Here is a 21,046-nt window from a genome sequence, read left to right as displayed (position 1 = left end):
GCAACCCTGCGCCGATGCACTCAAGACACAGTCATGCGGCGCAAGACGTCAGATTTGAAATAGAAATGCTGGGCAAGAGCGCCTGCGACATGGGCACCGAGCAGCAGCCAGAGGGCTGTTTTCAGCACCTCGGCATGCAGCGTGCCGGCAACGTCAATGCCCATGTAATAGGCCATCATGCCTGAAATCGGCATTGCAAATAAAAGCGCGTAGAGCAGACCATGCACCAGCCCTGCCAGCCGGTGAATGATGGGCGGTTGGCCATTTGGCTGTGGCGGCACGCCTGATGTGATGCGGATGGCAAGCCGCACCGCAACCAGAAACAGAATGGCAATGCCAACCAGCGCATGAATATTGGCCGCTGATATATCTGCGGGTTGTGGCACCTGTCCGTGTTTGACCAAACGGTGCCAGGCATTCATGCCATCCGGCAATAGCAGGTTAAAGGCAACGAGGGCTGCAACACTCCAGTGGAGAAGTTTCTGGACGGTTGAGTAACTGCGCATGGGCATGTTCCCTGAGGCTGACCTGTTTGTGACAACAGCGATGCCGCAGATGGCTGACACGAAACTGAACGAGTTGCATTGTGGAAAAAATTACACGCGAAAACCTGTGCTGGCATCAGATATGACGGCGGCGTTTCTGATCCATTTCGGAATTATCGAAGGTCCAGTTCAACACCGAGACTGTTATCGCAATGGCGATGCCCGGCCAGATCATCAACATCGGATGGTCGAAGATGAAGACGCGATATTCAAACAGCATGGAGCCCCAGTCGGGTTTTGACGGGTCTGCGCCAAGGCCGATAAAGGCCAGCGCCGCATAGGCAACGATGGCAAGGCCGGCCTGATTGCCGACATAGGTCAACATCAGCGGCAAGGTGTTGGGCAGCAGGTGGCGGGTTATCATTCTGGCCGGTGACACGCCAAGGCTTTGTGCCGCCAGAATGAAGGGCTGGCCCAGCACCCGTTTGCTGAGTGAATGGGCCAGCAGCGAATGCGGGCCAATGCCTGCCAGCCCCAATGCCACGCCGGCACTGAGCGGTGACAGGCCAAACAGCGCGGCGGCCGTCAGCGCCACGATGAGCGTGGGTACCATGATGAAAAATTCGCAGGCGCGCAGCAGAATGCTTTCACGCCAGCCGCCCAGAATGGCGGCGGTGGTGCCAAGAATGCTGCCGACAAGAAAACCGATGGAGGCCACGGCAAAGATGACGCAGCCGGTTCTCCAGCCGCCGGCCAGAATGCGCGAAAACAGATCCCGACCCAGATGGTCGGTGCCGAGAATATGCTGGCTGCTGGCACCGGCATGGCGGGCCAGAATATTGACGGCATCCGGATCATGCGGTTGCCAGAGGCCACCGGTGACGAAAAACAAAGCGATCAGCGCCAGCAACAGATAACGGATCATAGGCGGGCTCGCGGATCGAGATATTCCATGGCAAGGCGTGCGGTCGCATTCATCAGCAGCATCCACAGCGCAATGACCACGACATAGGCCTGCAACACCATCTGGTCACGGGCGGCAATGCTTTGCACGAGAAACTGGCTGATGCCCGGCAGGCCGAACAGGATTTCCATGGTTGCGGTGGAGCCAATGACCCAACCGGCCTCGGAGCGAGCGGCCGACAGCAGCGCGTAAAGCGCGCTGTGGTGGCCGTGGCGCCACAGCGCCTGGCGGGGTGACAGACCCTTGGCCAAAGCGGTGACGTAAAATGGCAGGGTTGCGGTTTGCCTGAGATCATGGCGGTAGACCCGCGCCAGTACGGCTACCGAATGCAGCGCAATCAACACAATTGGCAGGACGATCGAGGCCGTGTCATTGGCGAAGGGTCTGATCCACTTCAACTGCACGCCCAGCACCCATAACAGCACCAACCCCGCCCAGAAGGCCGGAACGGCCTGCACGAACACAGACAGGCTGCGGCTGAACCTGTCGACGATGCCGCCGGGTTTGAGCGCAGCAAAAAAGCCAAGCGGCACGGCCAGCAGCATGGCGAGAAAAAGTCCCGACAGGCCCATGAACAGCGAGACCGGCAGGCGCGCGGCAAACTCAGCAAACACCGCCTCGCCCGTGCGGAAGGACCGGCCCCAGTCGCCGACTACGAACCCTTGCAGCCAGTGCAGGTAACGCAGCGGAATTGGCTGATCCAGCCCCCATTCCGCCCGCAAGGCAGCGAATGTTGCCTCTGTTGCCGGCAGGTTCCAGACATGCACGGCAATGGCCACGGGGTCAGACGGCATTGTCGAAATAATGGCGAAGGCGGCGAAGGAAATCGCCGCCAGCCCGATGGCTGATCTGATGCAGGGCCAGATCAGGTTCATGTCTATTTCGCTTCGCCAATATCGGCGCGCAGGACGTGGTAGTCCGAACCCCAGGGCTGATAGTTTTCCAGCCGCTTTGACACACCGACATACCAGACCGGCGAGACAAGGAACGAGGCCGGAACGTCCTCGAACAGCTTGTCCTGCGCATCCAGTGCAATGCTGACGCGGGCATCCGGCTCACCTTCCGACGCGAAGCGGTCGAGAATGGCGTCAAATTCCGGCGATGCATATTTGGCGTAATTGAGCGAGGCGCCGGTGCGCAGCATCGAGTTGAGGAAGAAGGCCGGGTCACCGCTTGGTGCGGTGTGTTGTGCCCACAGCGCAATATCGAAATCGCCTGCCGAGGCAACCTGCTGGATGCTTTCGACCACCTGCGTATCAAGCTCCACGCCGACCCGTGCCAGCTGCGCCTTGACGACTGGCAGCATGGTCACGAGGTCAGGACGCTGCGGATAGGTAATGGCCAGCAGGCGCAGCGGCTTGCCGTCCTTTTCGCGGGTGCCGTTGGACCCCTTGGTCCAGCCCGCCTCCTCCAGCAGCGTTGCTGCCTTATCCAAATCTGTCACGCGGGTATTTTTACCCGCAAAAGGAAAATAGGCGGCGTAAGCGCCGGTTGCCGGTTCACCGCCATTGATGGCGGCTGCCAGTTCCGTGCGGTCAAAGGCCAGATCAAGCGCCTGGCGCACTTTGACATCTGCCAGCAGCGGCCGGGTGGTGTTGAGGAATGCCAGATACTGATACCCGACCGGGAAAGACTTGATGGTAAGGTCCGGGTTGGTTTTCAGGCGGCTGACGACTTCCGACGGCAGGCCGAAGGCCAGATCAAGCTCGCCGGATTCCAGCGCCAGTGTCATGCTTTGCGCGTCACCGAACTTGCGGAACTCAACGGGAGACCGGCTGTCTGCACCGGCAAAATGGGCGTTGGGTGCAAGGGTAATTGCGGCATCTGTCTTGAAATCGGCAATGCTGTAAGGGCCGGTAAACAGCGCCTCACCATTGGCCGCCGGTGTGTAGGCCACCAGTGGCCACTCGGCAAACAGCGCCTGAATATAGGGAACCGGCTTTTCCGTCGTGACCTTGAGTGTCAGGTCATCCACTGCGGCAAAACTCAGCTTGCCACCGGTGGCAAGCGCCGCCTTGTTGTTGGCGAAGGTGTTGTCAAATCCGGCGGCCAGCGCCTTGGCGGTGACGGGCGAACCGTCTGAAAAGGCGCGGCCGGGCTGCAGGGTGATTGTCCAGGTCAGCTCGTCATTGCGCTCTGCCTTGTCAGCCAGTTCTGGCACCAGCTTGCCATCACGATCAACGGTAAACAGGTTTTCGCCAACGCCGTGGCTGGTCAGTGCCCAGCCATTGGAACCCTTGGCCGGATCAGTGCCCGAGGTGATGTAGGTTGCGCCAACGCGCAGCGGTTCTGCGGCAAAACCGGCAGCCGCCGTGGACATGACGGCGGTGGCAAGCCAGGTCGCGCCAAGACGCGACAGGAATTTGGATGACATTTTATCTCCTCGGATCAGTTTTGGGGAATACGCAGCCGCTGCTTGCGGCCTGTTGGATGGTAGGCGTGGGTCTCGACCACATGGTTGCCGAGTTCAGGGCTGCCGAGCAGATGGCCTGCAATGATGTCATCGACCGCCTGTTCGGTAACGCCGCCGTAATAGGTGCCATCGGGAAACACCTGCAGCACCGGCGCCAGATTGCACGGCCCAAGGCAGGTGGATTTGGCCGTCATGGTGCCAGAACCGGTGACGCGCAGTTTCAAACGTTCCTGCTGGTTGCGAAGGTGGTTCCAGATCGTGTCGGCGCCCGCGCTGTTGCAGGCACCGCCGGAACAGACGAGAACGCGGTATTTCTGCGCGGGCACCAGCGAACCTTCCTGCGCTACTGCCTTGCCGGGCATGGTTTCCAGTGCCTGCGCCTGTTCCAAAAGCTCGCTCATCAGCGGCAGCATTAGGCCCGCAGAGGCGATATCGCCGGTGATGGAAATTTCGGGCCATGGCTGGGTGGCTGACGCACGCCAGCGCTTTAGCGACTTGACCAGCCAGTTGCGGAAACTCGGCTCGACCGGCAAAATCAGCGGCAGAATGGTGATATGGTCAAGCTGCTGTTCCAGCAGGGAAAACAGCCCGTCGCGCAGCGAGGGCTTGCCCTGCTCCGTAAAGGCAAATTGCACGATGTCTCCGGGATGTGACAGCGCAATATGTTCAGCCAGTTTTTCGGCAAGGCGCTGCATTTCCAGATGTGGAGATGCGGCAAAGGCAGACTTTGCAATGAGAAGAATGGCGCGCCGTGACGGGCGCATGGGTGGGGTTATCAGGTATTTTACGTCTTCATTCACTGCCAAAATCTCAAATACAGGAGGCAGCAAAAATGAAGGCATGTCTGGCAGGAAGGCCGCGCACACACTCATTCCTGTGGCACACCCCGACCACGGAATCGTATCTCGTCAGGCAGGTCTCCTGGCTTGCGGGTCAATGCCGTTGTCCGTCTTCCCGGCATTTCTGCCAGTGACATGTTGGACAAACGGCTAACCGCTTACAGTTGCGGGACAGCTTCGGTTTTGCACCGAATTCCCTCTTAGCTTCCACCCAGAGGTGGAAGAACCATGACCCGGACAAGCTACACGTTCAGATATCACTGTCAATGTTACCAAGCCGCGCTTTGGTACGGGCAGTGGATCGACCGACAGACAACACAAGTTATGTTATTACATAACATGACGATCGATTATGGCAAGGGCATTGGGTGGTGAATGCACAGCAAGCCCCTGCCCCTGGCAACCATGTGCCAAGGGCAAGGTTGGGTGACTGGCGTTAGGCTTCTTTCTGTTGCGGCTGGATCAGCGGCACATGTGGTGCGGCCGTCAGCGGCAAGTGGCCGGTCAGGCGCGGATCGGCCTGCGTTTCCACCTGAAAGGCGTATGGCCGGAAACCGGAGCGTAGGTAAAAACCGAGTGCCGAGGGATGGTCCAGCGTGCAGGTGTGCAGGTGCAGGCGTTTGATATCTCTCTGCCAGGCACGTTTCAGCGTCGCATTCATCAGCGCGCGGCCAAGACCCTTGCCAGTTGCCTCTGCTGTCAGGCCCAGAAACACCAGCTCACATTCGTTCGGCTGACGGAAATCAAGTTCCATCAGGCCGATATCCTGCTGACCATCGCGCAGCACATAGACCTCGACATCCTCATGGCCGATGATCGAGGCCAGTTTTTCATCGCTGATGATGAGGCGCGAGAACCACAGCCATTCTGCACCGATCTTTCGGTACAGCGTGCGGTAGGCCTCCAGATCTGGCTTTTCCATTCGTTCCAGGCGGATGTCACCAGCAAAGGACGGTTCTGCCGCATCAGGGTTTTCGTTCATTTCCAGACAGGTGACGACACTGGCAATATGTCCCGGCTGGACATGCGAATAACCTGATGGCGTGAAGGTCTTTGTGGTGCTCATGATGATGCTCGATATATGCTGGAAGGCAGGAATTGGGGTGGTTAGGGCTTGCGTTTAGCAGACCACCACGCGGGTAAAATGCAGCACTTCATCGCCGATATTTTCGTAAGAATAAGGCTGGGCGCTGTCGAAAATGGTGAAGTCCCCGGCTTTGACCACCACCGAACCATCCTGTTTGTTGATGCGCAGGCGACCGGCCGACACGGATATCATTTCATACCAGCCAACCGGGTCCGGCTCGGCCTGATAGGTATCGCCAACATCGATCGACCAGGACCACAATTCGGCAAGGCTGCGGGCTGGCGCCGTGCCCAACAGCACGGCAAAACTTTTGCGCGTTGCGCCGCGCCAGGCAATTTCCTCGACCTTGGTGGTGCTGGCGCTCGGATTTGCCACCATGGCCGCAAAGCCGACACCCAGCGCACGCGACAGAGAGGCCAGCTTGCTGAGGCTGATATTGGTATCGCCGCTTTCGAGATTGCTGATCATGCGACGGCTGAGGCCGGAGGCCTGGGCCAGTGCTTCCTGGCTCATGCCCGCATCGGCACGGTAACGGCGAAGATTGGCGGCCACATGCGCGAGAACATCGGATGGGTCATCTTGACTGTGCATTATATTGCTCATATTGCGTATTATTATGCACACACTTTCGAAATACAAGCTGGTTTTTTCCCGCCAGGAACTGGCGCTGATTGCCATTACCGTGGTCTGGGGCGCGACATTCCTGATCATTCACACTGCCATGAGCCATACCGGGCCGCTGTTTTTTGTCGGCCTTCGGTTTCTGGGCGCTGCCGCCATTTGTCTGGTCATTTTCCGCAAACGCATGCGGCACCTGACCCTGACCGAACTGCGTGGCGGTGCGGTTATCGGGACGTCGATTTTCGTCGTGTTTTCCCTGCAGACCTTTGGTTTGCAGACGGTCAACAGCAGCACATCGGCCTTTTTGACGGCGCTTTACGTACCGCTGGTGCCGCTGCTGCAATGGCTGGTGTTGAAACGACCACCGAAAACCACCACGCTTGTTGGCGTGGCGCTGGCCTTTGCCGGGCTTGTGATGATTGCCGGGCCGGATGCACTGCATGTCGGGCTTGGGGTCGGCGAAATTGCCACCTTGCTGAGTGCCTTTGCCATTGCCGTCGAGATATTGTTGATGAGCCGGTATGCGACGGTGGTGGATAGCGGCCGTATTTCCGTGGTGCAGTGTTTTGTGGCAAGCGCCCTTTCCTTCCTTGCCATGCCGCTGTTTGGCGAAGGCATTCCCGACTTTTCATGGGTATGGCTGACGGCAGCCCTCGGCTTGGCGGTGGCCAGCGCGCTGATCCAGTTCACCATGAACTGGGCGCAGAAAACCGTGTCGGCGTCTCGCGCCGCCATCATCTATGCCGGGGAACCGGTGTGGGGCGGCATTATTGGCCGCATGGCTGGCGACCGGCTGCCGCCGCTGGCGCTGCTGGGCGCGTTGTTTATCGTCGCCGGTGTTATCGTCAGCGAACTGAAGGCCGCTGATAAACAGCCAGATGACACGCCGCTGCCTGATGATGATGGCGTCAGGCCGGCGCCATAAGCGAGGCGGATGACGGCTGGAGCGGGAGAAACCTCAGTTTTCCAGTGTATTGAGAAAGTCCAATAACAGGCCCGATACCTCTTCGGGCCTTTCCTGTTGCAGCCAGTGACCGGCACCATCAAGCACATGGCTGCCGCGCAGACCCGGCACCAGAGACGGCATGGCAGCGATGATCTGATCCATGCCGGGAATGCTGAGGCCGGTATCCCTTTCGCCAATCATAAACAGGGCCGGCACGCTGACCATTTGGCCGATGTTTGCCTGTTGCAGTTCCCAGTTGCGGTCGAGATTGCGGTAATAATTGAGGCCACCGGTAAAGCCGCTTTTTTCAAAGGCGTGAACCAGCTGATCAAACTCGTGCTGCGGCAGCCAGGACGGCAGAGTCTTCGGGTCTGGCAGGCTGGGCAGCAGCCCTGTTTTACGGTCCACCATGCCGAACGGGTTGGGTGTCGCATCCCCGGCCTTGCGTGGCCCCGCCTCACCGCTGGCGGCAAACAGAAGTTTGCGCAGGGTCAGCGCCACGTCACGGTTAAACTCGACCTCCGCGCCTTGCGGCTCCTGAAAATACAGGGTGTAAAACAGCGCCTGATCATTTTGCGGAAAAATCTGCGATGGCGGCACGGGCGGTTGGCCCATGAAGGGAACGCTGAGTGCCGCCACGGCGCGAAAACGGTCCGGCCGCATCAGTGCGGCCTGCCAAGCAATGGTTGCGCCCCAATCATGGCCGGCAAGGACAGCCTGCTGTTCGCCCAGCGCATCCAGCAGCGCCACCAGATCACCCACCGCATGCACCACGCTATATTGGTCGTCACGCGCTGGCGCATCGGTTTTGCCATAACCGCGCAGATCCGGTGCCACGACGCGGTAACCGGCCTGCGCCAGTGCCGTAACCTGATGCCGCCAGGCACGTTTTGTCTCGGGAAAACCATGGCACAAAACAACCAGCGGGCCTTCGCCGGCTTCAAGCACGCTGATGCTGATGGTGCGGGTATTTACGGTTTTTTCGATCATCGGCTGCTCCTTGGCGGCTGGCCGCAAAAACGGCTGGGCATGGGGTGCGGAAACGGTGGTAAGCAGCGCCATCGCCTTCAGCAGAAAGTGGCAACGGCACATGTACACATCCTTTCATCGCGTAACAATAAATGTTACACGTTAGACCAGATGTCAACGTACCGTAACTTTTATTGTTTCAGAAAAGGCCATTCATGAGAACCGACGGTCGGCTTGCCAGAATGTTGCACGTGCTGGTTCACATGGGGTTGCTGGGTGGCCGGGAAACCTCCGAGCGGATTGGCCAGATGCTGAACACCAACCCTGTCGTGGTGCGCCGCACGCTGGGTTCGCTGCGCGAACATGGCATTGTGGAGTCTGAAGGCGGGCGTGGCGGCGGCTGGAAACTGACACGACCGCTGGACGAGATTACCGTGCTGGACGTGCAGCGCGCGCTGACCGCCGGCAGCATTTTGACCGCACCAACCTCTGAAGACCACCCGTCCTGCCCGGTGGAACGCGCCTCCAACCGGGTGATCGAGGCGGCGCATGCGGCAGCCGAGGCGCAGCTGGTGGAGGCCTATGCCGCAACCACCCTTGCGCAGATTGGCAGCGCGGCGCTGGATGTGACGTGATGGGTGTGGATCACAACGGGTTTATCCAGACCATTGTCACACCACCCTTTCAGGAGGCATTTCGCCCGCTGCTCGACCATATTTGCCAGCAACTTGCGCCGACAAACGTTCCTTGCGTTCACAGCGTCTATGTCTATGGCAGTGTTGCCACGGGCCAAGCCGTTGCCGGGCGCTCTGATCTTGATCTCTCCATCATCCTGCACGCCGCACCCACCTCCGATGAGGCGGCAGACCTTGAACAGATACGCCGTGAGGCAGAGACCGCCTATCCGGTGGTGAGCAAGATCGACTTCGACATCGGCCTGCTAAGTGAGGTTTTGCCGTCAGAGGCCGGCATAGCCTGGAAATATTGGCTGCGACACCACTGCCGCTGTCTCCTAGGGGAAGATCTGGCGCTTGGTGTCGGGTTGTGTCGCCCGTCGCGGCAATTGGCGCTGGCGGTGAATGGCGACTTCGAGAGAGTTCTCGGCGACTACCGTACATCACTGAGCGGAGACATCTCACACAGTACGGCTGCCCGACTGATGCGTGAGGCATCACGCAAACTGATCCGCTCCACCAATGTGTTGCAGCATCATGAGGATATCGACTGGCCGGATACGCTGGATGCCCATGCCAACCGCTTGCGCGACCGTTTTCCGTTCAGGCGTGACGATATCGATTATTTTCTGACGCAGGCTTTGACACCACAGGATGAACCTGCAGCCTTTACCGTGCGGCTGCAGTCATTTGTCGACTGGATGGCCGCGCAGAACAGAAATTTTGGCTAAAACGCTGAAGCGATGTTTCACAGGTCGTTTCCGCCCTCACCCCGAACATCGTCATTTCCGGCTTGTCCCGACAATCTGAACAGGTTGCATATTTGGCACCGGCTTGGATCCTCGCCACAAGGGCGAGGATGACGTCGAGTGGGCGGGTCGAGATGCGGCAGAACATGACCCCTCACCTGAAAAATCTGTCACTTAGCAAGCTAAGATGATGATTTTTCTTCCTCTCCCACAAGGGTAGAGGTAGGGCACGATCCCAACCCATGAACGCTATCCTATGTCGTTCAGTGCAACATACTCCCCCTCATCTCTGTGCTTGTCACAGAGATCCAGGCCAGCCCAAGTCTTTGGGATGAAAAGAAGCCTTTCGCCGCGCAGACGCGCGGCACTGGATGCCCACAGCAAGCACAAGGCATGAGGTGCCTACATAAACATACAAGCCTCACGCCAGTTCGCTGGCCGGGATGATATGCACGCCCGGTTTTTGAGAAATGGCAGCGGTCAGAAGTGCGCGGGCGATGTTATCGGCCGGGCTGACGCGCCACTGGCGCGGCAGAAGCGGGCCAATGAGCCGCATGGCATGCAGGAACACTCGTTCGCCAAGCCGGAACTCAGGCCGTTTGCCGCCGATAATGCCGGGGCGCACGATGGTAAGCGATGTGAAACGTTGCGCTTCCAGTTCCTTTTCCAGCTGACCCTTGACGCGGTTGTAAAAGAACCGCGACTTGGCGTCTGCACCAATGGCAGAGGTCAGCACATAGGTGGAGGTGCCGTAAGCCTTGGCGAGACGCGCCACATCCAGCGGGTAATCATGGTCCACCCTGCGAAACGCCAGTTGCGAGCCGGCCGCCTTGATGGTGGTGCCAAGCGTGCAGATAACCGCATCCGCCCGCCACCAATCGGCCTCGGTTGGCAGCTGGTTGAAGTCCACCTGCGGTGACAGGAGTTTTTCATGGGGCGGCAGAGGGCGGCGGGTCGGTGCAATGACCTTGGCCACAGCGGGGTCTTCCAGCGCCAGTTGCAGCACATGGCTGCCGACCAGCCCGGTGGCACCAACAATGAGCACCGTTAGGCCATCGCCTGATGTTTCTGCCATGCCGTTTTCTCCTCGCCAATCGTAGGCCCGTTTGTCTTGGGCCCGCTTGTTTTACCGACAGACCACCAAACGCGTGGAGTGGAAGGTAGGTTGCAGGGCGCAATCCAGCAAGTGCGGGCAACCTGCCGTTAGCGGATGTTACCTTGCGGCATGCCCCTTAACGGGCCAGCAGATCCCGGATTGCCTGCTCGATGAAGACGGTATCGGCATCGTTCAAACCTTCGCCGGCCACATGGCCCCAGGGTGAGTTGAGAATGCGCAGTTCGGCCCTGGCAATCCTTTCCGCCTCATAAGCGGCATCAGCGGGCGGGAAATAAAGGTCGCTGGAGCACGGCATGATGATGGTGTCTGCCGTGATGGCAGCCAGCGCCTTGTCGAGATCGCCGCCATATTTGAGATTGGCGCTGATATCGGCGTGCTGGCCAGTCCAGATATGGGCAAGCAGGTTGTTGGCATCCCGCTTCAGGAACCAGCCTTCCCAGAAATCGACCAGAAAATCTTCCAGCGACGCGTAACCCAGCGCCGTCTCATCCAGCCTTTGCCGGAAAAAGCCTTGCGAAAAACCCCATGCCGCATAGATGCGGGCGGCAACCCGCAAGCCACGATGCGGCGGCTTACCATAAAAGCCACCATGAAAATCTGCATCCAGCTCGATCGCCGCACGCACACTGTCAAAAAACAGATGGAAGTGGCGCGAGGTGCGCGCTGCACTCTGGAAGGTGAACAGCCGTTCAACCATATTTGGAAAGGCCGCCGCCCACTCAAAAGCCTGCGCACCGCCCAGCGACCAGCCAACGGCCATGTGCAGTTTGGTGATGCCGAAATGTTCCGACACCAGCCGGTGCTGCTGCTGCACATTGTCATGGATGGTGACGTGAGGAAACCTGGCATCACCTGTTGGTGACGGTGTGTTGCTGGGTGAGCTGGAGAAGCCATTGCCGAACATGTCAGGCACGATGATGAAATATTTCGCAGGGTCCAGCGCCCTGCCCGGCCCGACCAGCCAGGCGGTGTCATCATGGCTGGCGGCAAAGGATGTGTGGTAGATGATGGCGTTGTCCTTGGCGGCATTCAATGTGCCGAAGGTTTTATAGGCCAGTTTTGCCTGCCGGATGGTGCGGCGCGACTGCAGGGTGATGTCACCCAGTTCGTAGACGTCATGGGACATGTCAGTGCTCACAGATGGGTTTTGCGTTTAGAAACAAGGGTGGGAGAAACAAGGGTGGCCAGCAGCGCCAGTGCGGGCAAGATGGCTGCCAGCGCCAGATTGGTAACAAGGTCGGCCCTATCAACCACCTGCCCGCCCATAAAGGCGCCGGTGGCAATGCCAATGTTGAACACCGAGACAAACAGCGCCGAGGCAATTTCAATGGCTGATGGTGCCGCCTTCATCATCCATGTTTGCAGGGTGACGGACACGCCGCCATAGGCCACGCCCCAGAGCAGTAGCAAGGTGGCGCCCATTGCTGGCGTTGCGCCCAGCCAGACAAAACCTGATATGGCGACAACCAGCCCTAGAGAGATGGAAAGCAGCGTGAGCCTGATGTGGCTGATAGCGGCCATGCCGGCCAGAAAGTTTCCGGCAATGCCAGCGGCCCCATATAAAAACAGCAGCGCGCCGATCCATTCCAGCTTCACACCCGAGACGATCCGCAAGACGGGGCTGACAAAGGTGTAGGCCATGAAATGCCCTGTCACCAGAAGCAGCGTGATGGTGAGGCCAAACACCACAACCGGGCGCGACAGCTGGGTTTTGAACTGGCCTAAGTTGACGGACTGGCGAATGGGCAGTGCGGGCAAGGCCCAGAGGTTAAGCGCCAGCACAATGGCGCTGAACACGGCCATGGCGGCAAAGGCGGCGCGCCAGCCGGCGAAATCACCAATCACGGCGCCCATGGGCACGCCCAGTACCGAGGCGGCGGCCACCCCGCCAAAGATGATGGCGGTGGCGGTACCAACCGCATGGTCTGCCACCAGCCGCAGCGCCAGACCACCTGATATGGCCCAGATGCCGCCCATGCAGAAACCGACAATGACCCGTGCCGCCAACATCCAGCCCATGGAGGGCGCAAGGGCCGAGGCGACATTGGCAGCGACCAGCAGTGCCAGCAAACCGGCCAGAATGTGCCGCCGGTCCACACTGCCAGCCACCAGCAGAACAAAGGGCGCAAACAGCGCCGCCAGCAGCGCGGGCAACGAAATCATCAGGCCGGCTGTACCGACAGAGGTTTCCAGCGCCGTTGATATCGAGGTCATCAGTCCCACGGGCAGCATTTCCGTGGTGACGACGGAGAATGTGGCCAGCCCCACCGTTAACACGGCAGGCCAGCCGCCGCCTTTTGCCTGATCTGTCGCGGAAATATGCGGTTGCATGAGCCTGCCTGTCCTTTGCGCTTTACGCGGCCAAGATGCCGCGCCGTTGAAGACACGCTGTTTACTGGTTCCAAAAAACCGATAAAGTGGCCCCACAGGGCAAGACATGGGACGAAACGGATACAATGCTTGATCATTTTGGCGATGTGCTGGCGTTTGTGCGGGTGGCCGACAGCGGCAGTTTTACCCGCGCGGCCGAGCGGCTGGGCGTGACACGTTCTGCGGTTGGCAAAAGCATAACGCGGCTGGAGGAAAACCTTGCCACACGGCTAATACAGCGCACGACACGCAGCGCCAGCCTGACCGATGAAGGCAAGCTGTTTTACGAGCATGCGCTGCGGATTTTATGCGAAGTGGACGATGCCGAGGCAACGCTGGCCGAGCGCAACCAGACCCCGAAGGGACGTTTGCGCGTTGACCTGCCGACCGCCTTTGGCCGGCTGCACGTGCTGCCAGTGTTGCAGCGTTTTTTGCAGGATTGGCCTGAGCTGGAGGCCGATGTCTCATTTTCCGATGATTATTGCGACCTTGTGTCTGACGGTATCGATGTGGCCATTCGCATTGGCGGACCAAGCGATAGCGGCCTGATCCGCAAGGTTTTGGCCCCTCACCGGCTGGTGATGTGTGCCACGCCGGACTATCTGGCACGGCGTGGTTTGCCGCGCACGCTGGATGACTTGGCCGACCACGACAAGATTGTGTTTACCTATGCCAACGGGCTGGTGCCATGGCGCTACCAGATGGGTGGCGAGGCCCGCGATATCAGCGTTCAAGGCGCGCTGCGCCTGAGCAATACCGAAGCGATACGCGATGCTGTTCTGGCCGGGCTTGGCGTGGCGCAGTTGGGTGAATTTCTTGTCGGTGACGACATCAGGCAGGGTCGACTGATAGCGCTGCTGCCGGATTATGTGCGCGAGGAAACGCCGATCTGCGCCGTGTACCCGACGCGCCGCCACGTATCGCCCAAGGTGCGGCGCTTTGTGGAGATGCTGCGCGCCGATTGGGCCAATGGCGCGCCGTGGATCTGAACCGTTCCGAAGTTACCAGCGGATTGGGTTTTCCAGCGTTTCCCAGAAAATCCAGCGGAACACTTCGCGGCGCGGATGGTACCCGCGTTCGCGGCCGGGCTGCGCCTCTGAAAACGGGTCCAGCACATGCAGCACACCCGATGCGCTGGCGACAGCGACACGGCCGCTGACCGGATCAAAATCAAAGCCGCGCAAGGCCGAACCGAGGAACTGGGTGAACACCGGTTTGCCACCGCTTAAAGGTGCGGCATGCGACCAGCCTGCGCCGCCAATCCACGCCACCGGCTCCCCCAGACCATAGACTTCGCCGGGCAGCTGCGTCATGCCATAGGCGCGCAGATAATCGTCTGTTGTGTGCGGTTCTTCTTCGTCCTCGTCATGATCACCCTTCAGTGACGCCAGATCGCGGCAGACGGTGACGCCGCTGGAGCCGTAACGGGAGTTTGACAGCAGGCTTTTGGAGTCGTCGGTGAAACGCAGATTATAGGGGTAATCGCTCTCAGCCTCGATACGGCCATGCGGTTCAATGGTTGTCTCGGTGATGCGCTCGACATAATGACCGCCATAAACATCCTGCCAGCCATAGGCAACGTAGTGCCCATCTGGTGAGATTGCGACGTGGCTGGCATCAATGCCCAGCGGGCCGCCGAACTTGGCCTTGATGTCCTTGTAGCTGCCTATGTAAACCGGGCAATCATCGGAACCGACATTGCGCACGCCATCTTCGGCCTCATCCGCCGTGGCTTCAGCGTCCGTTTCGTCGGTATCATCATCATCGTCGTCTACGTCTTCGTCGTTCTCATCGACATGGCCGGGGCGTGGCGCCAGCAGTGTCCAGTCGCTGCCGCGCAACAGCCAGATGCCGAACTCATCACTGGCCAGAACAACGCTTTTGCCATCATCTGAAATTTCAAGGCAACGCACCGTCGTGGCATCAACCTCGATATCTTCAGGCCATGGGGTGATTTCTTGTGTGGCGGGGTCGAAACCTTCTGAAATCGCAAGGCCCTGCCCGGTGGCCAAAACAATCCAGCGCCGGTTGCGCGAAATGGCCACCATGGTGGCACCGTCCACTTCGGTGATCTCGCCGCCATCAATGTGCAGCACCTGATCATCCAGACGCACCAGAAAGGCGTCCGGCCCCAGGATGACGACAGCATGCAGGCCGACATCGCCCATATGCGAGGTGAAAGGTGTGTGGGCGGGGTCAAAACGCTCCCGCGCCCGCTGCCAGTGGCCGGCAGCGTTCAGCGCGACAACCTCATCCAGCACCGCATCGGCAAATTCTTCATCGCGCTCGTCTTCCACCAGATCTTCGTCGGATTCTTCATCGAGATCGATGATGGCCTCCAGCGCGGCGCAGACATTCAGCACCTTGGCGCGACCAATGCGGTTCCAGCTGTCAAAGTCATGGGCGGACGGGCCTTCCGATGCCTCTGGCTCGGTTTTATTGAGCAGTCGGGAAAAGATATTGCGTAACATCTGCGGGCATCACTCTCTGACAACAGTCGACAATCAAAGGCCGGTACCCGGAAATTAATGATTTCCCAGCCAGCTGCGCTTTACCGAACTTCACATCAAGATGTGACGCACGGACAGGCACAACCATACATCGCAAAAATTCGTTCCAGTGGCGATCTTTATTTTTTGGCTAAAACTTGCTTACCGCGCCCTGATCAGGCTCAACAGATCACGCGCTGCAGGACTGGCCTTCGTGCGCGCCTTCAGGGGCAACAAATGTCTTGGCAATATCAGCCAGAGTGACGCCGGCAAAACGGTCCATCAGGCGTTTTTCCGCATCGGAAAACACATCTTCCAGCGTGGCGTTGACGGCCTTTTCAATGGGGCAACCGGGCATGTCATAGGCCGGGCCGACGGCAAAAATCGAGGGTTCGCCCACCGCGCGGTAAATATCCAGCAGCGTCAGTTCTTCCAGCGGCCGCGCCAATGTCCAGCCGCCGCCATGGCCACGCTCCGAGTGCACATACCCCTGCTCACGCAGGCCCGCCATGGTACGGCGAATGACAACCGGATTGGCATCCAGCATGGTGGCAATCATGTCCGATGTCATGACGCCCTTGTGCCTGCCCATGTGGATCAACACATGCAACATGCGCGACAACCGGCTGTCCTGTCTCATCTGGTTTGCCTCATCTTCTGCCCTGTGAATCCTGCCATACCACAGGATGGACCGTTTCGTTACGGCAAATGTGTCGTGAGGGGCCGGAACCGTCCACCCTTTTTAAGCGACAGGTTTTGAGACTGTCACTCGCAGATGAAACAAAGCCGGCCGTCACCAATCGGTGACGCCAAATCAAGCTCTAACCTTGGTAGATGACCGTCGCTCTTAACGCTGCAACTTCTGCCCAGCAACGGTGCCAAGAAATCCTCCGATGGCTGCCAGAATGGCGGCAACCAGAAACGTCGCGCCCATGTTTTGAGCGATCCAAACAATTGCGCCAGCAAACAAACCGCCAACCAGACCAGGTAAAAACTGTCTCATCGTCACCTCCAATTTGCACCATGACAGGGTAGACAATTCTGCGTTGAACGCAAATCACCCCTTGATCGCTTGGAGTAACGGCCCGGCCCAAGGTAAGGTTTGGAGGCTATTGAACAGTCACAGCCAACTCGCTCTCACAATTCACCCCACCTTGAACACCCCATGGCACAGCGCTATGGGTTGCTGATTACTCTGATCCAGGAAAAGCGCGATGTTCCCGTTCTCCGAGGCCGATGCGGTTCAGCATTCCGACCCTATTCCCCAGAAATCCGAGGTGGTGATTGTTGGTGGCGGGGTGATTGGCGTGTCGACCGCGCTTTTTCTGGCCCGCAACAACATTGAGGTGACGTTGCTGGAAAAGGGGCGCATTGCGGCCGAGCAATCCTCCCGCAACTGGGGCTGGATCCGCAAGCAGGGCCGCGATGCAGACGAGTTACCAATCGTCATGGAGGCCTGCCGCCTGTGGCAAGAACTGGCGCAGGAATGCGGCGAAGACATTGGCTTGCAGCAGACCGGCGTGACCTATCTGGCACGCACATCTAAGGACATGGCCGGTTTTGAAGACTTCATGAAGATTGCCGCTGCCCACGCTCTCGACACGCGGCTGATTGACGGTGAAGCCGTGCGGCGGATGATACCGGGCATGGCGCGCAATTTTGCCGGTGCTATGGTGACGCCATCCGACATGCGGGCCGAGCCGTGGCTGGCCGTTCCGGCGCTGGCGCGGCTGGCGGTGCGCCGAGGTGTTCGCATTATCGAAAACTGCGCGGTGCGATCACTTGATACTGCTGCGGGCGCTGTCAAAGCCGTGTGGACCGAGCACGGCAAAATAGAGACATGCAATGTGCTGGTGGCCGGTGGCGCATGGTCATCGCTGTTGTTGCGCAAACACGGCGTGTCCATTCCGCAGTTGAGCGTGCGGGCGACGGTGGCGGCGACAGAGCCCATGCCGGAACTGCATGCCGGTGCGGTTGCAGAGGATGACATTGCATTTCGTCGCCGACAGGATGGCGGTTACACGCTGGCGCCCGGCGGCAGCAACTTGCTGTATGTTGGGCCGGACGCTTTTCGCCATGCCAGCAAATATATGCCGGCACTCAAGGCACATCCGTTTGGCACGCGATATGCGCCGATGGCCCCCTCTGGATATCCCGATGCCTGGACCACGCCGCGCGACTGGGCGGCCGATGAGGTAAGCCCGTTTGAGCGGATGCGGGTGCTGAACCCTGCCCCCGGCAAGCGTGAACTACAGGCGATAGAGCGCGGTTTCAACACGCTGTTTGCGCAGGCCAAACCCGTCCGGTTAAAAACCACATGGGCGGGCATGATTGACGCCATGCCGGACGTGGTGCCGGTGGTTGACCGGGTTGCTGCGATCAACGGCCTGTTTGTGGCAACGGGCATGAGCGGCCACGGTTTCGGCATTGGCCCGGGCATTGGCCGGGTGATGGCAGACCTTATTCAGGGCAATGAAACCGGCCATAACCTGCACCGCTTCCGCCTGTCGCGGTTTGCACCGGGAAATACCATCCGCCCCGGCCCGGCACTGTAAGATTACAGACCTGAGCAGCAACTGTCAGCGCAGTGGATAAGATGCATGAGTTCCCTGCCCCATCAGTGTGTCCGGCCGTCGGCATATGGGATTGTTTTTACGAAAATTTTATGCGGGGCGAAGGAACTTTAATTGCCACTGCTCGTTCATCAACCCGATGGGCAGCGTTCACTCTCAAAGGATAGCGATAATAACCGTCCTGGAACTGCACAGATAGGTTAACCCACGTGACTGCGAGAGTGCCTTGCGACAGACCAACTATGATGACCAGACTGATCTGCATGAGAGAATTGAGGCGCTTGAAGCCTATGATATCATGGATACTCCGCCAGAACCGGAGTTTGACGGCATTGTGCAGATTGCCCGCGTCATTTGCCGCACCCCCGTTGCGCTGATCAGCCTGGTGGAAGAAAACAGGCAATGGTTCAAGGCCCGTGTCGGCTTTGAACCCTGCGAGACGCCAATGGCAGGGTCTGTCTGCCAATATGCGCTGGTGAGCCGCGAATTGCTTGAAATACCCGACCTGACGGCCGATCCGCGCACCAAGGACAACCCGTTGGTTACGGACGAACCGTTCATCCGATTTTATGCGGGCGCCCCACTGATTACCCCAGACGGAATTATCATCGGCAGCCTGTGCGTGATCGATACGGTCATACGGCCTGAAGGACTGGACGAGGAACAGGCGGACGGCCTGCAGGCGCTTGCCTCGCAGGTCATTGCGCTTTTTGAAGCGCGTCGATTATCCCAGCGCAAGGATGACCTGTTTCGCCGCCAGAAAGGCATTACGGCCAGTTTGCGCAACGCGGCGAAAGAAACGCTTGCCGCGCAGGAGGCTGGTGGTGTTGGCACTTTCGAGATTGACCTGACGCGCAACGAATTGCGCGCATCGCCGGAGTTTTACCGGATCTTTCATCTGCCGCCGGCGCGGTCATATCCAACGTCCGTTTTTGAGACGATGGTTTTTTCTGACGATAAGGGCACGCAATCGACACAGGCCAACCGCGCCGATGGCTCGGCAGCACTTGATGTGGAATACCGCATCAATACGCCAGCCGGTTTGCGGTGGATTTCCCGGACTGCAAACTTCATTCGTGGCGAAAACGGCCTTCCAGTGAAAATGATCGGTGCGGTGAAGGATGTCACAGTGACCCGGCGTGCGGCAGCGCGCATACAGGCGCTGCTTGACCTGGGCGACCGGCTGACACAGCTGAGCGACATCGAGTCCATGGCATCTGCCGCCGCAGACCTGATGGCCAAAGCCCTAGATGCGACCCGCGCCGGTTTTGGCATTGTAGACCCTGTCAACGAGACCGTGTTGATGCAGCCGCAATGGACCGCACCCGGCATTACGCCCGTGACAGGCCTGCACCATTTCCGTGCCTATGGCAGCTTTATCAACGATCTGAAAATGGGCAATCCTGTCGTCATTCCTGATGTGACGCAGGACCCACGCACCGCTGCAAATGCGCAAGCACTGCTTGATCTGGGCATTCGCGTGCTGGTCAATGTACCGGTTATCGACCAGGGCAATTTCAGCCTGGTGGTGTTCGTTCACCATGACATGCCCTACCAGTGGTCGAATGAAGAAATTGCCTTTGTGCGCAGCTTTGGCGACCGCATACAGGCGGCGATTGCGCGTGTGCGGGCAGAGTCTGAGCAACAGTTGTTGCACCGGGAAATGGGCCACCGGCTGAAAAACACGCTGTCCATGGTTCTGGCCATTGCCACGCAGACCCTGCGGCCAGTCAAGGAACGGCAATATGTGGAAGCCTTTGAGCGCCGCGTTCACGCGCTGAGTACCGCCCACGATGTTTTGTTTGAGCGCAACTGGAGCAGCGCAGCAATCGTGCAGGTGATGGAACGGACCTTCGACCGGCTGTCCGTGCGCGACCGCGTGGTGCTGCAGGGCGAAGACCTGACCTTTGGTCCCAAGGGCACGCTATCGCTTTCCCTGCTGCTGCATGAGTTGACGACAAATGCGATCAAATATGGCGCGTTGTCGAACACGACAGGCAAGGTTGTGCTGCGCTGGTACCTGACGGGTGAAGGTGAGAACACAACGTTCCACCTTGACTGGCAGGAGATTGGCGGCCCACCGGTTCACGACGTAGACAAGGCAGGGTTTGGATCGAAGCTGATTAAAATGGGCCTTGGTGGAACAGGCAAGGTAGACGTTCGTTATGAGTCATCTGGACTCATTCTCCGGATGGAAGCAACGCTACACCAACTGCAACAGGCCGAACACTAATGGGTACATTCAATCCGCCCAAGAAAAATGTCGTCCTTGTTGTTGAGGATGAACCGCTACTGCTGATGGCTGCTGTCGACCTTGTTGAAGAAGCAGGTTTTGAAGCGGTCGAGGCGCGCAATGCCGATGAGGCCATCGAGATACTCAACGCGCGCGAAGACATCCGCATTGTGTTTACAGATATCGACATGCCGGGCAGCATGGATGGCATGAAACTGGCGGCCATGGTGCGCGATCGCTGGCCACCGGTGGAGATCATCATCGTTTCCGGCCATCGCAAGGTTGCCGATGACGATCTTCCTGCACGCAGCGTATTCTTTTCAAAACCCTACGACGTTGACCGCGTGACAGCGCAACTGCACGCAATGGCGGCGTAACAAACACCGCCACCTGTGCGCAGCACGCCCACGGGACTTTCTTCCCATAGCGGCCCTTCTCTAATTGGTGGGCTGAAGTCTTCTTCGTCTATCTTCTAACTGTCGGGAGTCGAGTATCGTCCACAGTTGGCCCAAAGCGA

At 58.9% G+C, this 21,046-nt stretch carries 21 protein-coding genes and 1 riboswitch; of the genes, 7 read left to right on the top strand and 14 right to left on the bottom strand.

Annotation, left to right across the window (positions count from 1 at the left end; translation table 11 throughout):
* Positions 1–20 precede the first annotated feature (20 nt).
* From PYL13_RS09745 to PYL13_RS09715, 7 genes are all read right to left on the bottom strand, one after another.
* Positions 21–512, bottom strand: coding sequence for a cytochrome b (locus PYL13_RS09745; RefSeq protein WP_275641161.1), 492 nt, complete (start codon positions 510–512; stop codon positions 21–23).
* A 109-nt stretch (positions 513–621) separates the two neighbouring features.
* Entirely contained in the window at positions 622–1,410 is a 789-nt protein-coding gene (locus PYL13_RS09740; protein ID WP_275641160.1) for an ABC transporter permease, read from the bottom strand.
* Positions 1,407–2,324, bottom strand: a complete 918-nt coding sequence (locus tag PYL13_RS09735; protein ID WP_275641159.1) for an ABC transporter permease — start codon at positions 2,322–2,324, stop codon at positions 1,407–1,409. The genes PYL13_RS09740 and PYL13_RS09735 overlap by 4 nt, the downstream gene beginning before the upstream one ends.
* A 2-nt stretch (positions 2,325–2,326) precedes the next feature.
* Positions 2,327–3,823, bottom strand: a complete 1,497-nt coding sequence (locus tag PYL13_RS09730) for an ABC transporter substrate-binding protein (RefSeq protein WP_275641158.1) — start codon at positions 3,821–3,823, stop codon at positions 2,327–2,329.
* A gap of 14 nt (positions 3,824–3,837) precedes the next feature.
* Positions 3,838–4,662, bottom strand: coding sequence for a (2Fe-2S) ferredoxin domain-containing protein (locus PYL13_RS09725; RefSeq protein ID WP_275641157.1), 825 nt, complete (start codon positions 4,660–4,662; stop codon positions 3,838–3,840).
* Between the two features lie 94 nt (positions 4,663–4,756).
* Positions 4,757–4,948, bottom strand: a riboswitch (cobalamin riboswitch).
* A gap of 189 nt (positions 4,949–5,137) precedes the next feature.
* Entirely contained in the window at positions 5,138–5,767 is a 630-nt protein-coding gene (locus tag PYL13_RS09720; protein WP_275641156.1) for a GNAT family N-acetyltransferase, read from the bottom strand.
* A 54-nt stretch (positions 5,768–5,821) separates the two neighbouring features.
* On the bottom strand, positions 5,822–6,379 hold the full coding sequence (locus tag PYL13_RS09715) for a helix-turn-helix domain-containing protein (RefSeq protein WP_275641155.1): 558 nt from the start codon (positions 6,377–6,379) through the stop codon (positions 5,822–5,824).
* 25 nt (positions 6,380–6,404) lie between these two features.
* On the opposite strand from PYL13_RS09715, the gene PYL13_RS09710 reads away from it, so the two are divergent.
* Positions 6,405–7,334: a DMT family transporter gene (locus PYL13_RS09710; RefSeq protein ID WP_275641154.1), complete on the top strand. Its 930-nt coding sequence runs from the start codon at positions 6,405–6,407 to the stop codon at positions 7,332–7,334.
* Positions 7,335–7,367: 33 nt separating this feature from the next.
* Here PYL13_RS09710 and PYL13_RS09705 read toward each other — a convergent pair whose 3' ends face one another.
* A complete protein-coding gene (locus PYL13_RS09705; RefSeq protein WP_275641403.1) occupies positions 7,368–8,345 on the bottom strand; it encodes an alpha/beta fold hydrolase in 978 nt (325 codons plus the stop codon).
* A gap of 194 nt (positions 8,346–8,539) precedes the next feature.
* On the opposite strand from PYL13_RS09705, the gene PYL13_RS09700 reads away from it, so the two are divergent.
* Both PYL13_RS09700 and PYL13_RS09695 read left to right on the top strand, forming a co-directional pair.
* The gene (locus tag PYL13_RS09700) at positions 8,540–8,959 is read left to right on the top strand and encodes an RrF2 family transcriptional regulator (RefSeq protein WP_275641153.1); all 420 of its coding nucleotides are present in this window, start codon (positions 8,540–8,542) and stop codon (positions 8,957–8,959) included.
* Complete coding sequence (locus PYL13_RS09695; RefSeq protein WP_275641152.1) at positions 8,959–9,729, top strand: nucleotidyltransferase domain-containing protein; 771 nt, start codon at positions 8,959–8,961, stop codon at positions 9,727–9,729. Before PYL13_RS09700 ends, PYL13_RS09695 begins: the two co-directional genes overlap by 1 nt.
* A 439-nt stretch (positions 9,730–10,168) precedes the next feature.
* Here the strand turns inward: PYL13_RS09695 and PYL13_RS09690 are convergent, their stop codons facing one another.
* The 3 genes from PYL13_RS09690 to PYL13_RS09680 form a co-directional block, all read right to left on the bottom strand.
* Entirely contained in the window at positions 10,169–10,822 is a 654-nt protein-coding gene (locus PYL13_RS09690; protein WP_259146412.1) for an oxidoreductase, read from the bottom strand.
* A 157-nt stretch (positions 10,823–10,979) separates the two neighbouring features.
* Entirely contained in the window at positions 10,980–11,990 is a 1,011-nt protein-coding gene (locus PYL13_RS09685) for an alpha/beta fold hydrolase (protein WP_275641151.1), read from the bottom strand.
* Between the two features lie 8 nt (positions 11,991–11,998).
* On the bottom strand, positions 11,999–13,195 hold the full coding sequence (locus PYL13_RS09680) for an MFS transporter (RefSeq protein ID WP_275641150.1): 1,197 nt from the start codon (positions 13,193–13,195) through the stop codon (positions 11,999–12,001).
* A gap of 125 nt (positions 13,196–13,320) precedes the next feature.
* On the opposite strand from PYL13_RS09680, the gene PYL13_RS09675 reads away from it, so the two are divergent.
* On the top strand, positions 13,321–14,223 hold the full coding sequence (locus PYL13_RS09675) for a LysR family transcriptional regulator (RefSeq protein ID WP_275641149.1): 903 nt from the start codon (positions 13,321–13,323) through the stop codon (positions 14,221–14,223).
* A 12-nt stretch (positions 14,224–14,235) separates the two neighbouring features.
* Here PYL13_RS09675 and PYL13_RS09670 read toward each other — a convergent pair whose 3' ends face one another.
* The 3 genes from PYL13_RS09670 to PYL13_RS09660 all read right to left on the bottom strand — a co-directional run bounded on the left by PYL13_RS09670 (position 14,236) and on the right by PYL13_RS09660 (position 16,726).
* Positions 14,236–15,705: a hypothetical protein gene (locus tag PYL13_RS09670; protein ID WP_275641148.1), complete on the bottom strand. Its 1,470-nt coding sequence runs from the start codon at positions 15,703–15,705 to the stop codon at positions 14,236–14,238.
* Between the two features lie 208 nt (positions 15,706–15,913).
* On the bottom strand, positions 15,914–16,363 hold the full coding sequence (locus PYL13_RS09665) for an Rrf2 family transcriptional regulator (RefSeq protein ID WP_275641147.1): 450 nt from the start codon (positions 16,361–16,363) through the stop codon (positions 15,914–15,916).
* A gap of 207 nt (positions 16,364–16,570) precedes the next feature.
* Positions 16,571–16,726, bottom strand: coding sequence for a hypothetical protein (locus tag PYL13_RS09660; protein ID WP_259146419.1), 156 nt, complete (start codon positions 16,724–16,726; stop codon positions 16,571–16,573).
* A gap of 211 nt (positions 16,727–16,937) precedes the next feature.
* Between PYL13_RS09660 and PYL13_RS09655 the strand changes: the two genes are divergently transcribed.
* From PYL13_RS09655 to PYL13_RS09645, 3 genes are all read left to right on the top strand, one after another.
* Positions 16,938–18,278 (top strand): NAD(P)/FAD-dependent oxidoreductase, encoded by a 1,341-nt coding sequence (locus PYL13_RS09655; protein WP_275641146.1) that lies wholly within the window; start codon positions 16,938–16,940, stop codon positions 18,276–18,278.
* Between the two features lie 244 nt (positions 18,279–18,522).
* A complete protein-coding gene (locus PYL13_RS09650) occupies positions 18,523–20,529 on the top strand; it encodes a GAF domain-containing protein (protein ID WP_275641145.1) in 2,007 nt (668 codons plus the stop codon).
* Positions 20,529–20,906, top strand: a complete 378-nt coding sequence (locus tag PYL13_RS09645) for a response regulator (protein ID WP_250982490.1) — start codon at positions 20,529–20,531, stop codon at positions 20,904–20,906. The genes PYL13_RS09650 and PYL13_RS09645 overlap by 1 nt, the downstream gene beginning before the upstream one ends.
* Positions 20,907–21,046: the final 140 nt, after the last annotated feature.

It is taken from the genome of Agrobacterium sp. Azo12, from assembly GCF_029193765.2.
In the GTDB taxonomy this organism is placed as follows: Bacteria; Pseudomonadota; Alphaproteobacteria; order Rhizobiales; family Rhizobiaceae; genus Agrobacterium.
This window is presented reverse-complemented; position numbering and strand designations above follow the sequence as displayed.

Excerpts from the sequence above, each read along its gene's own strand:
- PYL13_RS09740 (WP_275641160.1), bottom strand. The coding sequence starts at position 1,410 with ATGATCCGTTATCTGTTGCTGGCGCTGATCGCTTTGTTTTTCGTCACC.
- PYL13_RS09720 (WP_275641156.1), bottom strand. The coding sequence starts at position 5,767 with ATGAGCACCACAAAGACCTTCACGCCATCAGGTTATTCGCATGTCCAG.
- PYL13_RS09665 (WP_275641147.1), bottom strand. The coding sequence starts at position 16,363 with ATGAGACAGGACAGCCGGTTGTCGCGCATGTTGCATGTGTTGATCCAC.
- PYL13_RS09745 (WP_275641161.1), bottom strand. The coding sequence starts at position 512 with ATGCCCATGCGCAGTTACTCAACCGTCCAGAAACTTCTCCACTGGAGT.
- PYL13_RS09735 (WP_275641159.1), bottom strand. The coding sequence starts at position 2,324 with ATGAACCTGATCTGGCCCTGCATCAGATCAGCCATCGGGCTGGCGGCG.
- PYL13_RS09660 (WP_259146419.1), bottom strand. The coding sequence starts at position 16,726 with ATGAGACAGTTTTTACCTGGTCTGGTTGGCGGTTTGTTTGCTGGCGCA.
- PYL13_RS09705 (WP_275641403.1), bottom strand. The coding sequence starts at position 8,345 with ATGATCGAAAAAACCGTAAATACCCGCACCATCAGCATCAGCGTGCTT.
- PYL13_RS09675 (WP_275641149.1), top strand. The coding sequence starts at position 13,321 with ATGCTTGATCATTTTGGCGATGTGCTGGCGTTTGTGCGGGTGGCCGAC.
- PYL13_RS09685 (WP_275641151.1), bottom strand. The coding sequence starts at position 11,990 with ATGTCCCATGACGTCTACGAACTGGGTGACATCACCCTGCAGTCGCGC.
- PYL13_RS09695 (WP_275641152.1), top strand. The coding sequence starts at position 8,959 with ATGGGTGTGGATCACAACGGGTTTATCCAGACCATTGTCACACCACCC.
- PYL13_RS09715 (WP_275641155.1), bottom strand. The coding sequence starts at position 6,379 with ATGCACAGTCAAGATGACCCATCCGATGTTCTCGCGCATGTGGCCGCC.
- PYL13_RS09730 (WP_275641158.1), bottom strand. The coding sequence starts at position 3,823 with ATGTCATCCAAATTCCTGTCGCGTCTTGGCGCGACCTGGCTTGCCACC.
- PYL13_RS09670 (WP_275641148.1), bottom strand. The coding sequence starts at position 15,705 with ATGTTACGCAATATCTTTTCCCGACTGCTCAATAAAACCGAGCCAGAG.
- PYL13_RS09655 (WP_275641146.1), top strand. The coding sequence starts at position 16,938 with ATGTTCCCGTTCTCCGAGGCCGATGCGGTTCAGCATTCCGACCCTATT.
- PYL13_RS09690 (WP_259146412.1), bottom strand. The coding sequence starts at position 10,822 with ATGGCAGAAACATCAGGCGATGGCCTAACGGTGCTCATTGTTGGTGCC.
- PYL13_RS09700 (WP_275641153.1), top strand. The coding sequence starts at position 8,540 with ATGAGAACCGACGGTCGGCTTGCCAGAATGTTGCACGTGCTGGTTCAC.
- PYL13_RS09710 (WP_275641154.1), top strand. The coding sequence starts at position 6,405 with ATGCACACACTTTCGAAATACAAGCTGGTTTTTTCCCGCCAGGAACTG.
- PYL13_RS09645 (WP_250982490.1), top strand. The coding sequence starts at position 20,529 with ATGGGTACATTCAATCCGCCCAAGAAAAATGTCGTCCTTGTTGTTGAG.
- PYL13_RS09680 (WP_275641150.1), bottom strand. The coding sequence starts at position 13,195 with ATGCAACCGCATATTTCCGCGACAGATCAGGCAAAAGGCGGCGGCTGG.